This window comes from Pedobacter sandarakinus (assembly GCF_026240095.1).
Classification (GTDB): Bacteria; Bacteroidota; Bacteroidia; order Sphingobacteriales; family Sphingobacteriaceae; genus Pedobacter; species Pedobacter sandarakinus.
In genome coordinates, this window is the sequence record NZ_JAPIVG010000002.1 from 603,416 (window position 1) to 622,852 (window position 19,437).

At 39.1% G+C, this 19,437-nt stretch carries 13 protein-coding genes; all 13 read right to left on the minus strand.

Translation table 11 applies throughout. From position 1 onward, the window contains the following. Window position 1 precedes the first annotated feature (1 nt). The 13 genes from OQ268_RS08280 to OQ268_RS08340 are packed head-to-tail and all read right to left on the minus strand — an operon-like array spanning window position 2 to window position 19,436. On the minus strand, window positions 2-1,381 hold the full coding sequence (locus tag OQ268_RS08280) for an ATP-binding protein (protein ID WP_265855652.1): 1,380 nt from the start codon (window positions 1,379-1,381) through the stop codon (window positions 2-4). Next, window positions 1,348-2,829 carry a contractile injection system tape measure protein gene (locus OQ268_RS08285; protein ID WP_265855653.1) on the minus strand — a complete coding sequence of 494 codons (1,482 nt, stop codon included), beginning with the start codon at window positions 2,827-2,829 and terminating at the stop codon, window positions 1,348-1,350. The genes OQ268_RS08280 and OQ268_RS08285 overlap by 34 nt, the downstream gene beginning before the upstream one ends. Window positions 2,830-2,838: 9 nt before the next feature. Beyond that, on the minus strand, window positions 2,839-6,507 hold the full coding sequence (locus tag OQ268_RS08290) for a synaptonemal complex protein 1 (protein ID WP_265855654.1): 3,669 nt from the start codon (window positions 6,505-6,507) through the stop codon (window positions 2,839-2,841). 12 nt (window positions 6,508-6,519) lie between these two features. Beyond that, complete coding sequence (locus OQ268_RS08295; protein ID WP_265855655.1) at window positions 6,520-10,455, minus strand: hypothetical protein; 3,936 nt, start codon at window positions 10,453-10,455, stop codon at window positions 6,520-6,522. After that, entirely contained in the window at window positions 10,456-13,743 is a 3,288-nt protein-coding gene (locus tag OQ268_RS08300) for a baseplate J/gp47 family protein (RefSeq protein ID WP_265855656.1), read from the minus strand. It abuts the gene before it with no gap. Window positions 13,744-13,746: 3 nt separating this feature from the next. Then, entirely contained in the window at window positions 13,747-14,166 is a 420-nt protein-coding gene (locus tag OQ268_RS08305; RefSeq protein ID WP_265855657.1) for a GPW/gp25 family protein, read from the minus strand. Window positions 14,167-14,168: 2 nt separating this feature from the next. After that, window positions 14,169-14,447, minus strand: coding sequence for a PAAR domain-containing protein (locus OQ268_RS08310; RefSeq protein WP_265855659.1), 279 nt, complete (start codon window positions 14,445-14,447; stop codon window positions 14,169-14,171). A gap of 2 nt (window positions 14,448-14,449) precedes the next feature. After that, the gene (gene vgrG / locus OQ268_RS08315) at window positions 14,450-16,177 is read right to left on the minus strand and encodes a type VI secretion system tip protein VgrG (protein ID WP_265855660.1); all 1,728 of its coding nucleotides are present in this window, start codon (window positions 16,175-16,177) and stop codon (window positions 14,450-14,452) included. 6 nt (window positions 16,178-16,183) lie between these two features. Next, window positions 16,184-16,903, minus strand: coding sequence for a CIS tube protein (locus tag OQ268_RS08320; protein ID WP_265855661.1), 720 nt, complete (start codon window positions 16,901-16,903; stop codon window positions 16,184-16,186). A gap of 2 nt (window positions 16,904-16,905) precedes the next feature. Then, window positions 16,906-17,070 (minus strand): DUF5908 family protein, encoded by a 165-nt coding sequence (locus OQ268_RS08325; RefSeq protein WP_265855662.1) that lies wholly within the window; start codon window positions 17,068-17,070, stop codon window positions 16,906-16,908. 2 nt (window positions 17,071-17,072) lie between these two features. Then, a complete protein-coding gene (locus OQ268_RS08330; RefSeq protein ID WP_265855663.1) occupies window positions 17,073-17,528 on the minus strand; it encodes a phage tail protein in 456 nt (151 codons plus the stop codon). Window positions 17,529-17,533: 5 nt separating this feature from the next. Further along, a complete protein-coding gene (locus OQ268_RS08335; protein WP_265855664.1) occupies window positions 17,534-17,968 on the minus strand; it encodes a phage tail protein in 435 nt (144 codons plus the stop codon). 22 nt (window positions 17,969-17,990) lie between these two features. Then, a complete protein-coding gene (locus OQ268_RS08340; RefSeq protein WP_265855665.1) occupies window positions 17,991-19,436 on the minus strand; it encodes a phage tail sheath family protein in 1,446 nt (481 codons plus the stop codon). Between the last annotated feature and the right edge of the window lies 1 nt (window position 19,437).

The window sequence follows — 19,437 nt, forward strand, 5'->3', positions numbered from 1 at the left end:
ATTACACTGTTCTACCCGATTTTTTTAATTCTGCTTTTATCCCCTCAATGATATCTTTTTGCTTAATTTCCCCTTGGCCATTCTTCAACATCTTTAGTGTAGCATACCTTACAACATTAATTATTACACCACCAGACAACTCGAACTTTTGAGCAATTTCTGTTAAATTAACCTTACTATCCAATCTAGTAAGCGGAGAAAAGCCTTGCTGCCAGAGCTTCAGTCGTTGGTCCACCTGCGGGACAGTAAATTCAATAATCGATTGAAATCTTCTTAGAAATGCCTGATCTATATTCTGTTTAAAATTTGATGCCAGGATCACTAAACCATTGTGATCTTCAATTCTTTGTAGCAAATAACTGGTTTCTTGATTGGCATAACGATCCCTAGCATCGTTAACACTGGTGCGCTTGCCAAATAAAGCATCGGCTTCATCAAAAAACAAAATCCAGCCTTGGTTTTCAGCTGCATCAAATACTTTAGAAAGATTTTTTCCAGTTTCACCAATATACTTACTTACAATTCGGCTCAAATCTATTCGGTACACAGGCAGTCCATGTATTTTGCCGAGTAGTGCAGCAGCCAGTGACTTGCCTGTTCCAGGTTGACCATAGAATAAGGTTCTATATCCAGGTTTGAGTTTTTGCTTTAGACCGAAATCGTTCATTAAGGTCTGATTATGCTTAAGCCAGGAATCTATTAAATCTAATTGTTCCATGGTCTGCTGAGGAAGAACCAGGTCTGTGATTTCCATTGCGGTTTCTATCAGCTGCGCAGGAAACTCTGTAGAAAATCGCGGCCTGCTGCGCTCACCAGAAGTGAATTCTTCAAACCAGTTTTTATTGATATGGAGTGGAATACTAGATATAGGTTCATATGGTGGTAAGGGATCATACTCTAATACGTTCAAGGCGAACAATGGATGCTTGGCGTCAAAGTATTTCAACAGATCAAATCGTTTCGATAGATTGTCTCCAGCCATAAGAAACAAGAACGTCTCTGCAGTTGGTAAAAAACCGCTAAATACATTGCCCTTTCTCCCCCCGAATTCAGTAAATATTTGCCCGGTATTGGCATTTTGCACAAGAAATATATCCAGGCATTGTGGTTTTACCTGACTTACCATCGCAAGGAAAAGCAATAAACGCTCTTCGAAGCCCAGATTATGCTGGGCAATAAAACTCCCATAGGTTGATTGATTGAGATCAATAGAAGGCGGTAACGCATCAAAAATTGTTGCGTCGCTCGCTGCACTTCCAAAGTTGATAGCACTTCGGAGCTGTAGCACCTCCTCAAACCAATTTAGTTCGGCCTGGATAACCTTCGCATTTGCTTCCAGCGCTGTATTTACCAGCCTACTTGTATCAAGTATTTGTTCCATTTAAAAGTTATAATTGATATAGACCAAGGTAATGAATTAAGCAGTACGTCTACCCCTTTTCGCTCAATTGCTAAATGCCAATTTCCATCTTTAAAAGATAAAACTCCATTCCTTCTAACAAAGCCCGCCAGTACACCTTCAAAAGAAGTACTTTTAAGTGTTGTCCATTGTGTGATCAATGCATCTTTGAGGGCATTAAGTTCTTCTTGTTCATTTTGCGTGATTGAAACCGCACTAAAATTGATAACAGTTTCAGGTGGCAGGCCGCAAATAATTTTGTTGAGCAGGAGCATGCTTTCATCTTCTGGAACTATTGAATACACCAAGTAATGCAGGTATAATACAGCGTTGTGTTGCGATGAAGTATCTTTGAAATACTCACCTTCCAGAAGCGAGAGCCTGGTAAACAGCTGTTTTAAAAAAGGGTAAAAAAGCACTAATCCTCCATTAAAGACTATCAAAGATGACCATTCCAGCTTCTTATATGGTTGTTTAAGATCTTTAGAAGCAATTTCTTCATTACCGGCTATTTTGATACCACTTTTAACATCACTAATTTTATTCATCATACTGTATAAAGAATCAAACTGTAAAACTGCACCACTTTGATGATTTAATTTACTTAAAAATGAATGAACTATCGACTGTATTTCACTTGTTATCGCTGGAATCTTAATGATAACTGTATCTAGCCATGCTATAAATTCACGCGATTGGATTTCTTCTTTACCAATGGTCTCTTCGTGCAACCAGCCATCAACTATTTGATTAAATGATACTTGTTTTATATTTGATATAAAGTAGCTTATAAATTGATCATCTAAATCAAATTGAAAATACCGACCAAAAAATAATGCTTTAGTAATTAAATTTTTGAATCGCCTAAAAGTAGAATGATATTCTTTGGCAGTCCTAATCAATTGTGTAAATTGTAACCGATCATCATACAATTTCAGCAAAAGCAATGTAGGTTTGAATTCTGCCTCGCTAGGCATCCACCACGGTCTCATTCCGAAGTCGCAGTAGTACAGCAATGAGTCGAACAAATCACTTTGTTGTTTCAATAATTTAGGTGTCGCTGCTGTACTGGCTTCAAGAATGTTGTTGTATCGGGAAAATTCCAAAGCATCTTTTAGTTGATGATGAATTATCTTCCTATCAACTTGTTTTGAAGCAGACCGATATGCTTTTAGCTGAATGACAAGCTGATTGTATACCTGATAGCGTAATGACTCCAATAAATGATTGATATCGATATCGTCTAACCTCAAATCCAGCTTATCAATTCGAAAATCTTCCTCTTTACTAAAATCATTAAAAACTTTGTCGAAAATACCAGGCAACTCATTCTGGCAAAATTCACTGACCTTTGTTTGTACCTGTCGCCAATGCTGCTCATGCGTGAGAGACAGTAACATTCTTTGCGTATGGATAACATGTTTTGCCATTGATGATCATTATACTTTGCCAAATGCAAAATTTAAAACATTTTCATTTTCGCCGATAGTGACCTTCTGGCTTTGCGGCGGGATGGTAGCTATGGTAGGTGCTACAGTAACTTCATAATCCCCCGCTTCTAGGGTTAATGTAAAATTCGCACCGGCAAATTGCTGGGATTTAACTACATTCTTTGCTTGTCTGACAGTTACCGCATAGCTTTTCGCACCCGTTACCTGGCCGTAAACCTCGTACGTGGTGGTGTTTACGCTACCAATGGTGATGAAAAAGCTGATTTTTGCCGTGCCCACTTCAATATCGGTTTTACGTTCCCTTATTCCATATTCCACTTCATCAATAGCAACCATTTGCGAAAGCGCTCTCCTGTCAACTTTATCAGGGTCGAGGGTGTAAACCAGCAACTGACGTTTTGCTGATGGTGCAGGTTCGTAAGCTTCTTCCTCAAATGTTAGAGTGCCAAACCGAGCTTCGGACTTTAATGTAATCTCAAAAGCTGCGGGGTCATAAAGGTTGTTTAAAACTTGTATTTTAGATGTTGTTGTTTTCAACCGATTATACGCTACTACTCTAGCTTGATCCATCGCTAAAGGAGTTAATGGCCTATTGGCTACATTTTTCGGGTTGCATTCACAGCAGCTATCATCTTCATAGATAGTAAAATCAGCAATCACATTTGTACCAAGGTTTTTGATCCCAGTTGTACCTATCTTTTGTACCAATTCAGCAAATTTCTTTTGGAACTTCTCATCAGAAACGTTGTAGAATTTAGTTTTAAGAATTTCTTGATTAACATCAGTAGCTTCATCCGCTGCAGCTGAAGCTTGGTTGCGTTTAAATTCGATTAAATCTAACCTTTGTTGATATTCTTTTTGTAGCTCAATCTTTTCAAGTGAAGACCGATCTACCTCGATCGTAACCGCTCGTACTTTCTCATCGAAGTTTGATTGCAAATTTTTTGAAACCTCCTTAATTTCGCTCGCTTCATTTTTGACTGCACTCTTACGCAACATCAAAATCTTTTCGTTATAAGCCTTATTAATATCTTCTTCTGCTTTTGCCAGGTTTTCGGATAAAACTGTTCTAACTAATAGTTTCTTTTTATTAAGCAACTCTTTCTGCAGCTCAAGTTCGGCTCTCTTAACCTGATCATCGTTTAGTACAATCCTGTTTTTAACACCAGCAATTTGAACGTCCAAAGCCTTTTTGAGATCTCGTTCCGCTACTTGAATCTCTTCCTTTCTGGCATTTATGATCTCTTCTAAACTAGCAATTTTCGCCTTATACATTTCATGAATGGTCTTTTCTGAGACCTTTAATTCTTCAAGAATAGCGCTTTTACTTTTTACTGGGAGACTGGGTTTAACATCTCCCGCCTTATTTTCTTTACCTGTATGATAAAGAAGCAACAATGTATTGCCACTCTCAACACCAGCTAAATGATTTACAGCTATACCATCATTAAGGTATTGGCTTAGCGATTTGTTCATGCGAAGGGCAGCATTACGTTGTTTTCGAATATCGAGAAGAGTTCCAATAGTTAGGTACGGCCTGATAAGTAAGGTGTTAATTACGCGATGCGCTAACCCTGCCATCATTAAGTAAGAAAGTAAATCTTTGTCTTTTTCCTGATTAATGATTTTAACAAGCGTTTTCATTCCATCGATATAGATTGTAGTAAATGCGTTATATCTGGCTTTAAAATCATTATCCTTAAAATCTGAGAAGCTTAACGTAATGCTCGCTATTAAATCTTCAATGGCGTTATTGAACTTAGCCATCCAGTTTAAAACATCCCGCTGAACTTCATCTTTTGCCTGCACTGCGGTTATTTTCGTATCTGTAATTCGGCCATAGTTGGTTCTGTTTATATTCTCACTAAGCGCTCCCATCTTGATGAAACCTCTATTTACATCTGAAAATAACCTCATGCGTTCAAAAGCAACGTCAGGCTTTGTGGTAGTTGAGGGTGCAGTTTTGGGCGCCTCAGTAGCCGGTTGAGCTTCAGTTTTAATACCTGAAATATTATTGAAAGCATCCTCTATTGCTTTAGCCAGGTCATCGAAATTACCGGTCATCCGCTCTGCCAGATTACTATATTTAATGATATTATTAAGGTAAAACAACATTGAATTTTTCCAATTTCCGTATTGAAAATCCAGGTCAGGATAGCTACAATCCATTTTCGTATCGTTACCTTCTCCAATAAAAACTGTTCTAACCTTAAATGGTAAATTAAATTTCCGCTGAATGGCTTTATATTGTTTAAGCGCAGTTTCTTGTGGTAGTCCTAAATGGCCTTCTGCACGCAGAAAGGTTGATTCGTTGAAATTATAGTAAAGCGGGGCTTCTGTTTTGGCCAACCCATACTCCTGTGCCTCTATCGGTAATTGAAAATGATAACTTAGCGGCTTCTCATCATTGCAGCCATGACACAGCGACTCATTCCAGAACTTTAGCATTTGCTGGGTTGGTTTAAAATAAATTGGCAGCGCTCTCTTTCCAATTGATTGCCATTTTTCGTTGCTTGGAGTCACCAAAGCTGACTTTTGTGTTTTATTTGATAAATAATCAAAAAATCCGTTAATCATTTCCAGTGTTCTTCCGAAAATTGTGGTCACCTTCTTGTTCCAAGCTTTGTTATCATTAAATAAAGGAGCGTATTCAAACTCTTGCCGGTTATAAGCAGGCGGACAACTCACACTGCCAAGCATTAGATGTAACGGAAAAGCATCTTCTTGAGGTAACACACTACTATTTAAGTGCATGATAGCGCATCTAAGGGCTTCATAAGACTTAATTATATCTTCAAAAGCATCGTAAAGATATTGGAAACCATATGAAACGCCATTTAAATATTGCGATGATAAATCCAATAACTTTTCATGCCATGATGCCTTAATGCTTTCAAAGTCTACTGCATAGAATTCAGCTTTTAGAATGGGAAACGATTGATAAATCAACTCGAGTTGCTCGGTTAATTGATCTATTACTGATGCCACGGGGCTTAGGTAGCTGTTTATCAAGGATGCATAAGTAGCCAGATTATCGGCGGAAACCACTGCTCTCGGAAGATCAATCGTTTTTAGATTATAGATTCCGGGATATAACGAACCACCAACATTCTGATTTGCAAAATTGATATAATTCAACTGATCAATACTGATCAGCAACTTTCGAACTGTAAAAGTTTTCTCAATCCCTATATCGTCGCAACTTTTTCCTAAACAGCTTTGGAGGTTCTTTGTAGCGGGTTCCAGAAATAAAACTACTACGTAATTGCTCAATATTAAACCCGCATCAAAAGGTTTGGCACCCGCATTAGCAGCACGTTCAGCCGAAACCAACTCAATTAACGGAACCTGTTTTCCATCTAAACCATTAAAATATGGATAGATCAAACCATCAGGCAAAACATAATCTTTATAAAAACCAAGCTGGCAGTCGCCCAATGAAATCAAAAAACCCCAAGAGGTAACGCCCACACCCTTAGATATATTAACTTTTTCAGTGTCAACTTTTGCTTCAAGTCCGTAGGCAATGCCTCTTCCGATTAATCGTGTACGGGTAAGCCTGCTTTCCTGCAATAAAAAATCTTGCATGGTATTTAGCTGATTTGCAGTTAATACCTGATTTTCCTCAAAAACCGTTGTTGTATTAAAAAGTTCCATATCCTGTTGATGTTAAAAAATCCCAATATTGGTTTGGTTCAGAACAAGTGTATTCTTCTGCTGTTCGTTCTCTTTGCAACTATGCAATTTCCCGGCAGGATAGACACTTCTCAATTCCTGAATAATTACGATTAATGCTTCCATGGCTTTTGCTCGCTCTTCGTTATCATTATTGATCATGTTAACTTGTATAAGCCACAGTTTATACGCCTTTTCGAATTGATACATTTGTAGCGGGCTTACCCAACATATATTCATTGCAATATGTGCTGGTGCTTCCTGCCTGAGTGTTTTTTCAATAAAAGCCCTAAAATTTCGATCCCTAAACCGGTCTGGCCAGTAGGGTAAAACGGCAGTCATCACAAAACTGTAGGTATCTGCAATCTTACATTGCTCACAGTCCACATCAGTATGAATATTCATTAAGCGATCTACTCCAGACACTCTTGGTCTTAACAACAGGTGCTCAACCAGGTGGATACCTTCGCCATTAATAAAGGTCTTATTGAAGAAATTTACACGATTCTCTACAGCAACTTTTTCCCCTCCGGCTTTAATAATTATAGATTTTGGATTAATACTTTTGATAGGAAAAACTTTGCGAAGGACTAGCGTTGCAGTGCCAGGTGGAATTTGAGTTGATGTAATTAACATCCACTCGTTATTGATATAAGTTAACTTATAAACCTTAATTTCAACACTATATTCATCGTATAATATCTTGATGTCGTCTCCAACATTTATCCTGGCATTGAGATTTAGGTCGCCAACCATAATCCTCCTACCGGATTGATCCACCTGAACTGGCAAGGTTTCTGAGAACACACATTTCCCATTGGGTGCATTGCTGGGAAATGTCTCATCAATTTCGACTTTAATGTTGGGCCCAATGGCAACAGTATTCTTTATCGTATATGTTCCATTATTATCCTGTGAATCGACAATTTTAAAAATAGGCTTATAGGTGCTATTTTCTAATATATCAGCGAGTGGTTTGTTATAGTTTTTATCGCTATCCTTCGCGATCGTGTTTCCATAGTGATCAACTATTTCAAAATGATAATTTGCCTGATAAGTTAGTGTGTTCTCCGGATTGTATCGATAATAATCTGCATCTGAAGCATATCTAATGACTTTCCAAAATAAGGAAATAGCTGTATGGTGCATCGATTCAGCGTCGTCGTTGCCAAGGACTTCGGGCCCTTCCACATCACCTACCAATACAACCTTTCCTGTGGAATCAGCAATAGGTTTATCGAACAACTGATATTTGATTTTATGCAGGTATGGCCTGCTCGAGTGGTCTACCGTATGAGTAAGGATCTCAAAATAATCTAATATCGGAAGTGCTAAATTTCTCCTGCTTGAACCCTGTTTCTCACACAATTCATTAAGACAGAGCTCAATATGGGCTTTAACGAAAGACTTCGCTGCGCCGGCTGTTAGGCCATCATAATGGCTTTGTGCAATCACATCATCGGTAAAATGATCTGCAACCAAATACACGCTGAATTTGTGGGTTGAGCTATGTTTTAAGATTCTATAATTCTTTTCGTGGATGCCTGCACTAATCCATTTTTCCAGGAGCAGCTTAGCATCGGTTCGGGTAGCTATGGGCTTAATATTTTCGAGGTAAAGCTTGGCTCCAACTTTGCTTTCTATTCTGTAGACTCCTGATACAGGTAAAATCCTGAAAGCTTTGGAGAAATGAAGTCCATCACCCTTTAGTGGGTTGATTCCAAGCAGCAAGGCAACACGTTTTTCGTAGCCAGATACATTTTGAGCATGCCAGGACAGCTCGGTTTTGTAATTGAATGCCTTGCCTCTATTGTTACTAATTTCAGGATAAGAATTTAAGAAAGACAGCTTATCTTTTATCAGCTCCACTCCTGCCTTTTGCCCATCTAAAGTGTAGGCAATTAATGCATAATCGCTAAACTGCTCACAGAAACGTGCGAGCATATGGTCTAAAAACCTATTCCTACGGTTTTCAAATGTGGTTTTGTCTTCAGTTATGTTAGAAAGATGAGCATCATAGTCTGTCTTGAATATATGCTGCTCGACAGCACTAGGTACAATCTCGTTATTACCGTTAATTAAGGAAGCATTAAAATATGTTTTATTTAAGCGTGTCTCACCATATTCATCTTCCTCCTGGCTCATGCTAAATAGTAATTTCAGTCCATTTATTTGTTGCAGATACCCATACAAGAGCTGATCGAAAAAGCACAGAAAACCCTTGAACTGCTTGGCACTAACAATTCTTTCCGTACGTTCATCTGCATCAACAGGTAAGTTCGGTATTCCATTGGCGCCGATGCCATACACCTGAGGGAAATCTTCTTGAATTGACGTGTAACTGGTAATTTCTCTCCAATCTCCCGTGGGAATCGGAATATCCAAAACCGGATTGATTGGATATCGCTTCCTTGCTTGTGAAATAAACCTATTATATTCAAGCATCATAGCGTCTTCATCAAAAGCAATTGGCAAGGCACTTTTGTAGAAAGACAAATTGGAGAGTGTTGGCGATAATCGAGGTATATAAAACTGATTTGTAGCCAATTCTAAACACCACTTCACGCTTCGTTGATCAATGTTGGAAATATTATCTTCCGGGAAGTTCGCTAGCTGCAACCCACTTATTGACTTCACAACTTTTCTTCCCTCTAACTCAACATCCATTATTATTTGGATAAGGTCGCTAGAACGAATGGCACAACGCTGTTCAGAAGCATCTAATTCATCATCATCAATAAATCCATGCAGTAATGCCGGGCCGGCAAAGATATCTTCAATTGCTTTGTGCTTTGCTTGCATTTCAGGCAAGCTGTAAAATAAAACACTAGGCGATAAAAACTTATAGATTTCAAAGTAAATTTTCGCTGCAACTAACGAGGCATCGGCAAAGGGATCAATTTCAATGTTTCCGCAAATGGCTATTTCCTCTATCTTTAATGCCTTGGTTAGATGGTAATCTTCACAAAGCGGCCGATGTTGGTTAAGTCTAGCCTCTGCAAGCGTAACAATTTCTTTTACTAAAGATATCTTTTGCTTGTACCGTTGTAAAATTCCATTTACCTCTTTAAAAATAAAATCATTAATCTGATTATTTAAAGAAGACAGGCCATTCAGTGCAACCAAGACACCCGCAATTGTCCTCGTACCACTTAAGCTAACTTTCCAATTGCTATCGTAATTAGCTTTCAATTGATACCCTGAGGGTAGTTCATCAAACCTAATTTCTATTGATTTGATATTTGCGATGATCTGATCATCCTCATCTAAATCAATCGACAAATCATCCCATCTTGAAAAACGGACATCTATTTTAACTTCAACTCCATCTAATTGTTGGTCGGTGGCTTCTTTAGTTACGTAAACACCATTTAAAGTGTTCGAATTCAGGTCTCCAAATACAGTAGAATGATCAAACTCCAACACAAAATTATACAAACCCCTTACGTAGAATCCGTTGTTATCAGTTGTGGTAGGCAAATATGATAGTTTATCTTGTTGATGGTTGATAAACAATTTTTGTTCAGCCGTATCGGATGGTTTTACCCAGGCATTTTTTATACCAAGCGTTTCTTCTCCTTTAATAATGCTTACATCCATCAAGAGCTTACGAAAATCTTTGGTAGTAACCGGAGCACTATGCAAAATCTGCCTGGCGGTAAAAAAATTTTTCAAGTCGATAGGCACTTCACCATCATCTGGGTTGCTAGCCAGTAGATCTTGTAAGTCAAATGTGAGGCGATAACCTAAGTCTGTAATTGCATAGCAAAGTGCTTCAAGTGTGGTTATTCCGGGGTCATGGAGATTGAAATCCGTCCAAATGCCCTTACTAAGTTGCTGAATATGGGCTAAACCAATCTCTCGCAGCCTATCAAACTGCATACTTTGCAATGGCGGAATTTTATTCGATATAGCTTTTTGATTATTCATCTAATTACATCCACACTCGTTTATGGTATCGGTTTGTTTATTGGTTTTAATCACATTATCGTCGCAGTCTTTACACCCACATGCTTCATTCCCACTTTGCAAATCATCAATATTAATAATCGTATGGTTGGGATAAGATGTTAATACACTGGCCGCAGTTGCTGCCTCTGCAAATTCCAGATCGGTATTTGAGATATCTGGCATACCTGATGGACGCAGTAAATACATTTTGAAGCAAGTGATATAGTCTACAAAATTTAACTGTTCCAGGTGATAAATGATACTGGATTTTTCTATTTTCCCACCGAATGCCAACTGTACCAATTGATTGGAAAGCCAGGGCGATATCAATTCTCTTAACCTTGCATTTAACAGTGGCAAGTACACATTTTCAGCATATCCCGTTTTTAACTTAACATGAAAATGGATTTTAACCTCCTCGTAAATAGGATTTTGAACGCTGATTTCAGCAAAGCTACTGTTGTTTTTATTGATGAATGCTTTGATTTCCTCAATAGTATTTTTAGGTAATTTAGGTTTTAGCGGGTTCGAAGAGTGGTGGACAGAGACACTAGGTACCGTTATTATAGTAACCTTGCCTGGCGCTAGCGAGTTATAGTTACCTACAGTGCCGGTGTAATTACAGTTGTTAATACACTTGGCAGTAAATACTTCTGGAAATTGAGCTAATATCAACCTTTCATAGTCCCATTGTGAAATAGCTCTTTTCTTATGCCTTAATCGTTCACTTGTTCTGAGATGAAATTCTTTCCCACTCTCAGCCGCACTACCCCCAAAGGAAGCAAAGGGTTGAATGATCTTCTTTACAGCAGGGTTAGGCTCACTTGTTTTTGAAATTGTAGCAGCGGCAATTGAGGTCTGCTCAGGCAGCACATCATCATAGTTAGCGAATACCGCTTCTGCTACCTGGGTCGTTAACGAAATAATATCACAAATGGCTGCATAATTTTTCTCAACACTAGCCCTTATCCAAATCAATCCAGATGAAAGTATGGTATTATCTGTAGTAGCACTTTTTGGTATAGCCAAAGTAACAATGCCTGAAGTAAGTAAGCCATTGGTTTGATCTCGCAAGATTTCGGCATCTTCCAAAGCCACCCAAACATTATTTTTTAAGTACGACCATCTTACTCGTGCTTTCTCAAAATCAGGATCTGCAGTCCCTTCACTCACTTTAATTAAAAAACTAAGGTGTTGCGGAACTACAGCATTGGCTAAACCGAAGTAAAGCTCGCCTTCGTTTTCAAGTTTTGGCAGTAGAAAAATAGGTTGTGCATTTAAATCGGGGTGTAATTCGGCTGGTCCGAACGCATGTACAACAAAAAATTTGTGCGGCACATCCTTAAAAGCTTGGTTGGCGATGCCTGATGAAAAGTCGATAATTTCTTCACAGGAATAGTCGAGGTAAAGGTTTTGGATGAGCGGTTTGTAAGGTGCATTAGGCAATTCTAAGGTAGATTGATCATCATTGACATGATTCAAAATGGCACGAGTATGCGCCAGTTGATAGTCAGAATACCCAAAATCACCATCAGAAAACCTAAGCTTCAAGTATCCACGTGATGAATTGAGATCATAACCTTCGCCAGTGCTGGTTTGGTAATTGTTTGCATAAGAAGTAGGTATATTTAGTGCTGATTGGAATGTTGCAGCAGGTGCTGCAGTGTTTGAAGTGCCAAACAAATCTACCTTTTGCGTTGGTGGTGGCAATGGAACCCAGCTTCTATTGTCTAAAATAAACACTTCTGCTTTAAAGCTATTGTTGTTCACATAATTTTTAACCAAGGTTCTGAATTCCTCAGTTTCCCAATATCTTGGTGTCTTATTGCTTATGATTTCTTCTTTTTGAACTAATGTATTTTTAGTTTCTTCAATCGATATTGTTTTATTTTTAACAGCCTTTTTAGCCTGCGAAACTGCATCAGCTGCAGCACTTACCTTATCAGTATTTAAACCCAACACAACTTCTGCTATTTGCGATATGAGCGATGGTTGGGCATAAGCTTTGTAATATTTATTAAATGCAATGCCTGGTAAGTTTAAAAATTCAAAATTCAACTTGAGTGATTTTAATCGATGCTGAAAAATTTCTGAACTTCCAATATAGAAATTTGAACCAACTGTAGGCATAGCTCCAAAAAGCTCCATTGGTTTCGATGGATCTAGCTTCCCTAAACTATTCTGCACCAATAGATTTCTCACTTCTTTAACATCTGTAGCAATAGTGATTTGTTTGATTGCGGCAAAGGTGAGTGAATTGTAGATGTTACTATCTGGCTGGATCAAGATTTTGATCACTGGAAACGGCGATCGATAATCTTCAAGATGTAAAGCCTTGTTGTAATCAACAATCTGTAGCTTTGTTTCATCTGCAAACAAAACTAATTCCAATTTATTGCTCAAAATAAAGCCGGCTGAAACGACGTTTACGGCTTCCCATCCTTTTTCTGAAGATGTGAGGCACACAAAATTTTCAGCTGATAGCTGAGGTATTACAGCGGCACTTAAAACGAAGTCAATGGTTATGGTAATTTTTCTCTTCCCTTCAGCTAACCTAAATAGTGGGGAGCTTAGCGCAAAGCCGAGAGGTGCTAACGGACGTACAACCGAACCGAATGGTTTCCAACTTTTATCTTCATTTTTAATATCTTCACCAAAGCCATCTTCCGAATTGGCAATAGGTGAAGCATAGACTTGACTCTTATTGTTTTGATTGATCAAAACTGATTTCACAGATGTTATTTCGGCATGGCTAAAGCTGAAATCATTCAGCAATTTATAAAACTGATCCTTTTTTGCGGCATTTTTTCCAGCTTTGAACGCCGCTCCAGCTGTTAGAACGTAGTCAGAGATGTGTTTGGCTAGTTCTATTTTTAGATATACACGATCGGGGGTTGCCGGGATTTTTTGAAAACCTAAAACAGTCTCAAAGAAGTAATTAAGGTGTTTTTCGGTAAACTGATTTAAATCTTTCTGCGCAATGGCATACAATTCTAGAAACGCATCGAAGAGCGCCAGGTGCGGCTCGGTGTTGCCATTATTTTTAATGCCAGCGGAATTGAAAACTGACTGCCAGTTATCTTTTTTTTCAATCCCATCATAATAATAATAGTTAATGTAAGCGCCCAGGCGATCTGCAAATCGATAAAGTGCGCTTCGATCGCGTTCATCGATGGCAACAAAATTGGAATCCAACGCTTTTGGAAAGCGATTTAAACGGTTGGTACCATTTCTTGGTTCACTATTTTTGTTGCAATTGGCGCTCATTTATCAAAGATTTGTACCCTCGGTTAAGTAAAAAGGGTAAACAATATTATTTCTTGTATTGGTACTTCTGATGGTATATTCCACAATCAGATTAATGACTCCAAGTTCCTCATTTTTGAATACGTCAAGTTTTTCAAGTTTTATTCTGGGTTCATTGTAAACGATCGCTCGTCTTATTCTTTCCGTTATCCTGGTTACCAACGTTACATTTATGGGCTCGAAGAGTAGGTCTTCGAGATTGCAGCCGTATTCTGCCTGCATAACTCTTTCCCCTACTGTTGTACCAAACAGTATAATCAGGCTCTGATTAATATCCACCGAGGCCGTAACCATATCAGTGCCGAATTGCCCTCCATCCTTATACTTTGTGATTTTAGGAGGGAACGCCCAGCCGGTTCCTAAAAAAAGCTTATCATTTTCCATACCTAACCAATTAAGACAGTTGAACAACCCAATACTGCACTAGCACCACAGATACAGGCATCTCCAGTGCGCAATGCAGGCATGCCACCGATGGTTACGGTTGTGCTTCCCATAGGAAAAGCACTAACCGTGGGCTGATGTGAATTTGGCGGCAACACACATACGTGATTATCACCAACAACGCTTGCCGGAAGCCCTCCGATCAATACCGTTGAAACTCCTGGGCCAACTATCGTTCCACCATGGTTAGTTGTATCCCCTAATCTTGCTGCATTTGGCATATCTAATTAATTTGTACCATACTTCCTTTAACTTTTACTATTGCCGATGAACTGAACTCCGCTCCACCGTCGCCAACCAAGCCTAGTTGTGCACTGGCTTTACCTGAAACATTTACTCCAGCAATTTTAATATCGCCAGATGCTTTAAGTGTGATGTCTTTGATGCTCTCGATAACGATGCCCCCATCGCCTGTTTCGATTTTATTACCATGCTGGTCTGCGATCATTATTTTTTTAGCTTCCTCATCGAGGATGACCTCATTGCCAGCTGGCGTTTCGATCCGAAGTATTTTCTTATCATCGTCAAAGGTGATTTTCATTTCACTTTTTGTTTGCAGACCTTTGAGGAAATTTTCATCCTTAAGTGCTAGGTGCGGCGGATGCTTTGAGCTGTACAAACTTCCTAAAATAATTGCATCACGAGGATCATCATTGATAAAACCTATAATTACTTCATCATCTATTTCTGGGTTCCATACCCAACCTCTGTTATTTCCGGCATCTATTCCAGACAATCTTGCCCAGATACCTTCTCCGTTTTGCGCTACCAATGGCAGTCGAACTTTAATCCTGCTTTCTCCCTCGGGGTCGCTTTCCAGCTGGGTTACAACGCCAATCTGTAGTCCATTAACGGGTGGAATTATGCCTGATGCCTGTTTTTCAATTATGTCATCGAACTTGTAAGCATGAAGATCTTTATTTAATCCGAACTGAATGTGTGTGTACCATGCTGCTTCACCTGTGAATGTATGCAGAATTCCGGTTACCAGGCATTTTCCGTTAAAACGATCACCAAAACCCAATATTTCAATCATTAACCCAGGTTTTAGTTCGGCATTACCCAGAACACGTAAACTGCCTGTGATTCTATTAAGCCGACTTCTAAAAAGTTGTGCTTCTGCCCAGGCAACACTTTCTGGCTCGCTAAGCTGGCCACTATGGAATGAATTGTTATTATCCCATCCTATAGCATCAGCTAAATCTTCTCCACTTAAATTACCTTGGATAACCGGCATCGACGATGAAGCAGTTTCAGAACGCACCTCCTGATCGGTATAATTCCAACTGTGCATTGCAGCTTCCGGATATTGTGTCCTGGCATCCATTTGGGCTTCAAAATCATAAATATCAGTTCCATACGTATAGGTGGCCATCACTGACTGGTTAAAATCCGGTATTCCAACTATTACCTTTCCCAAATCGACAATGAGTAAGGCTCCATTGAGTTCGGTTCTTGTGATGATAAAATCCCAATCGCTACAATTGTATTGTACAATTTGTTTATGTTGTAATTGCAAACTACTGATATCATCTGCTATGTTTCTTGCCGCGAGTAATTCGGATATTATATCTCCATCCGTAGTGTCTTCCCATATCTTGTTTTTTCTTCCTGCAGTTAATTTTATGGTTTGATCTCTACATTCTATCTCGAGGTTACTCCCTCCCTCATCTACTTTCAACGTTTGGCTAAGAATTAAGCCAGCAAAAATTTGATGTGTTTGCCCATCATACCCAGCGGCAATTGTAATTTCTGCACCTGGAACAAATAGATCTCCACTGCTTAAATCGAAGGTTTGTGCAGCTGCGTTTCCATCCATTAAAACAAGCTTGGCCTTCGGGATGCTATTCACCACATTAGATACCGAAATTTCCAGAATACCTACGCTACTTGGCAATGCCTGTCCATTTATGGTGATATCAAAACCTTGTAATCCGGTGGGTTGTGGCATAGCATTTTATTTATCCAATGGTGGAAATGAAATATTTAATCCTTGTTTTAATTTCCTAAAATTATTTAAGCCATTGGCCTTCGCAACTTCCAAGTAATAGCGGTCTGTATTATAGATGCGTTGTACCATTAGCGGCAATTTGGTATCACCTTCTACATTTCGATAATGTGTTAAATCCGGAGAATTTCTTTGTAGCTCGTTGGATTGTTCAACTAGCGACGTGTAGCTTGTAAAAGTACACTCTGTTTTCGCCCTTAGGGGCTTCCCAGTGGTATCAAACAATGTGTAAGTTACTTTGATGGCTGTAAGCATACCTTGAAAGGTAAGCTCGCCCCAATGAATCTTGAGATAATTGGGGCGGTGAGTGTCGTCTTTTATCTTGAAACAGCTATCGATAAATTTCTCTATCGCCTTATGCACTGTCTTATCTTTTTGTATATCGGCCTGAAAAGCAGAACTACCAGCATAGGATGTAGAGGTCGCATCCCACAGCAAGTCTAATTTTAATTCTTTTCCTTTAGTCGATTTAAATTGCGCAACTCCATCTGCTGCATTTGCAGGAACACTATTATCAAGTTCGTTTTTGTACTCAATAAAGTAAGTATTGGGGTTGTACAACACCCGAAAACTTTCTAAAGGAGAGCCCGAAAAGTTTTCAGTGGTGTAAACATCCACAATAAGCTTCTCTAAATTACCTAATTCTCCAAAAAGCTGACTTAAAGCCATAACTATCTTTCATTTTTATTTTTAATCTGCTGTTTCAATTCTGCCAAAGCCTTTTTGAATGTTTGTTTATTTAGCGCTCCGCCAGAATTGCCATTAGCGTTATTTCCAGTATTACTGCTATTGACAATAGTTGCAGTAATATTGAGTTCTTTTATTTCTACTGGCATGATTAAATACTAATTCGTCTGAAATATTGATAAGCAAATTCGATGTTCTCGATAATGATTCCGTTCTGCTGTGCATTGAAACCTTCTACGGTCCATTTTATAGGATAAGCATTAATAAAATTCCAGGCCTGCAGCGGAAGGTGATCTTCATTTAACAAAAGCAGCGTGATGTCTTTGGGTGAAAATGTAAATGTTTCTACAGATTCTTTAAACCATTTCAATGCTGATGATCCGATTAGCAGCCCCCTTTTTAATACCAGGTTGTTATATGCAACCGCCGTTGGCAACTTATGTGCAAAACGATTTTCGCCACCTTCCTTATATTCTTCTGTTGCGATGTGGGCATCGAGTCCGCTTACTTCGGTAAAACCAATATCGGCAATGCCAGGATATTCAAGTTCCAAACCATCAATTCTAAGAATGAAGTGGAAACCAACAGGTGGATAAGGTGCCAACATAGCGTTTATGTAAATTCTATACTTAACCCTTCATGAGCCAGCTCTACCGTTTCTATTGCCACTTCGTTGCCTGTCGCGTTTAATGTTGGTCCATCCACTTTAGATGGCCATGCATTTCTAACTTTCCAAACCACTACCGGCTCATGACTCTCGTTAAGTAAACTTATGGTTAAATCTCGGCGTTCAATCTTGTTTAAACTAACTGTATTAAACCATTGGAAAAGCTCATTATCTCCCTTAGTGATACCTCGTTTCATTGAAATTGCCGAATATTGCTGTAGGCCAGGCATTTTAGTAACGTGATATTCACGGGAGCTACCTTCCCTATAATCAATTGATTGCGTTTCTACAGTCAGGCCACTCACCTCTGTAAAACCAATTCTCGAACCGCCCCATTCCACCTGAAAGTGAAATACCGGCAATGGATAATTATTTGACATATCGTTGGAAATTTATGATGTACTATTCTTGTAATTTATGGGAAAACTTTAAGATGATAAATTCGGCGGGGCGCACTACTGCCATTCCTATTTCCACATTCATCCTTCCTTCCAATACATCTAAAGAAGTCATAGTAGTACCTAATCCGATTCTAACGAAAAATGCATCATCTGGTTTAGCACCTTGCAAAGCACCCTGCCTCCACAATTGATTTAAAAAATTTTCGCACATGGCTTTCACCCGCAACCAGGTATTGGCATCATTAGGTTCAAAAACTACAAACTCTGTTGCCTTTTTAACGCTTTCTTCAACAAAATTGTAAAATCTCCTCACTGAAATATATCGCCATTCATTATCGTTGCCTGCTAAAGTTCTTGCTCCCCAAACTATTGTTCCTTTCCCAGTAAAAAACCTAATCACATTAATTGACTTGCCAGTCGACGCATCAACATTTAAACCTTCTTGTTGCGTTGCCGTAACCTTAATAGTAGGACCCAAAACCATTTTTACACTCTCATTTGCTGGTGCCTTCCATACGCCACGGTTATTATCTACCCTTGCCATAATCCCGGTTACTGCACTTGATGGTGGAAGGTCGATCACATTCTTCTCCACCTCGGCTTTTAGTAACCTGTACGTATTTAGATCAATAGCACGAATTGCGGATAATGTCTTGCCATCATATGTTCCTAGGCCACCATTTACAACGTGTTTAATCTTAATTGAATCTTCGCTATAGCCATAATTCAGGGTTGTTTGTAGCCATGGATAATAAACACAACCATATTTTAAGTCAGACATACCCATGTCTTTACGAACGGTTGCCGCATCATCAAAAGGATTGCCCGTTACTACCCAGGGATCGAAAATGGTAATTCTATCCTGCAACTTCCTGCACTGTGCTAGAGCTGCATCGTATAGTGTACTGTAGCCCGAGGTTGAATTGGTTATGCTGTTATGCTTATCTGTAAAAACCAGGATGGTAGGCTCATCCACTTTCGCTATCGCATCCAAACAAGCAGAGCCAGCAGTATTATCAAAGTTGCTATCATAATCACCGCTAGATACGATATAGCAAGGTGCACCACCGTTCCCAAAATGCAATTGTATAGCATAAAACAGGTATTTTCCACTTACCGACTCTTTTTTAACATTGCAGGTAATTGATCGGGATTGCACCACATCACCGACTTTCAAATCGGTGATGGTTGGCATACCTGTAGCTTCAAAAATGGCCGTCTCTGCATTCGCACCTCCAAAATGTTGCTGATAGTCTAAAAATGAAGTTATTCGTATGGGTGTTGGTAGTTTGTCTGCACTCGGCAAAACATTACTCCCTATTTCATCCCTGGCAAATTCAGTTCTGCCCATGAAAGCTGGAATAGCAGTTTCCACTGGCGCAATAGCGGATGGTAGTTTACTAATCTCTTCGATATAAACACCTGGAGTTTGATAGTTTTTTGCCATG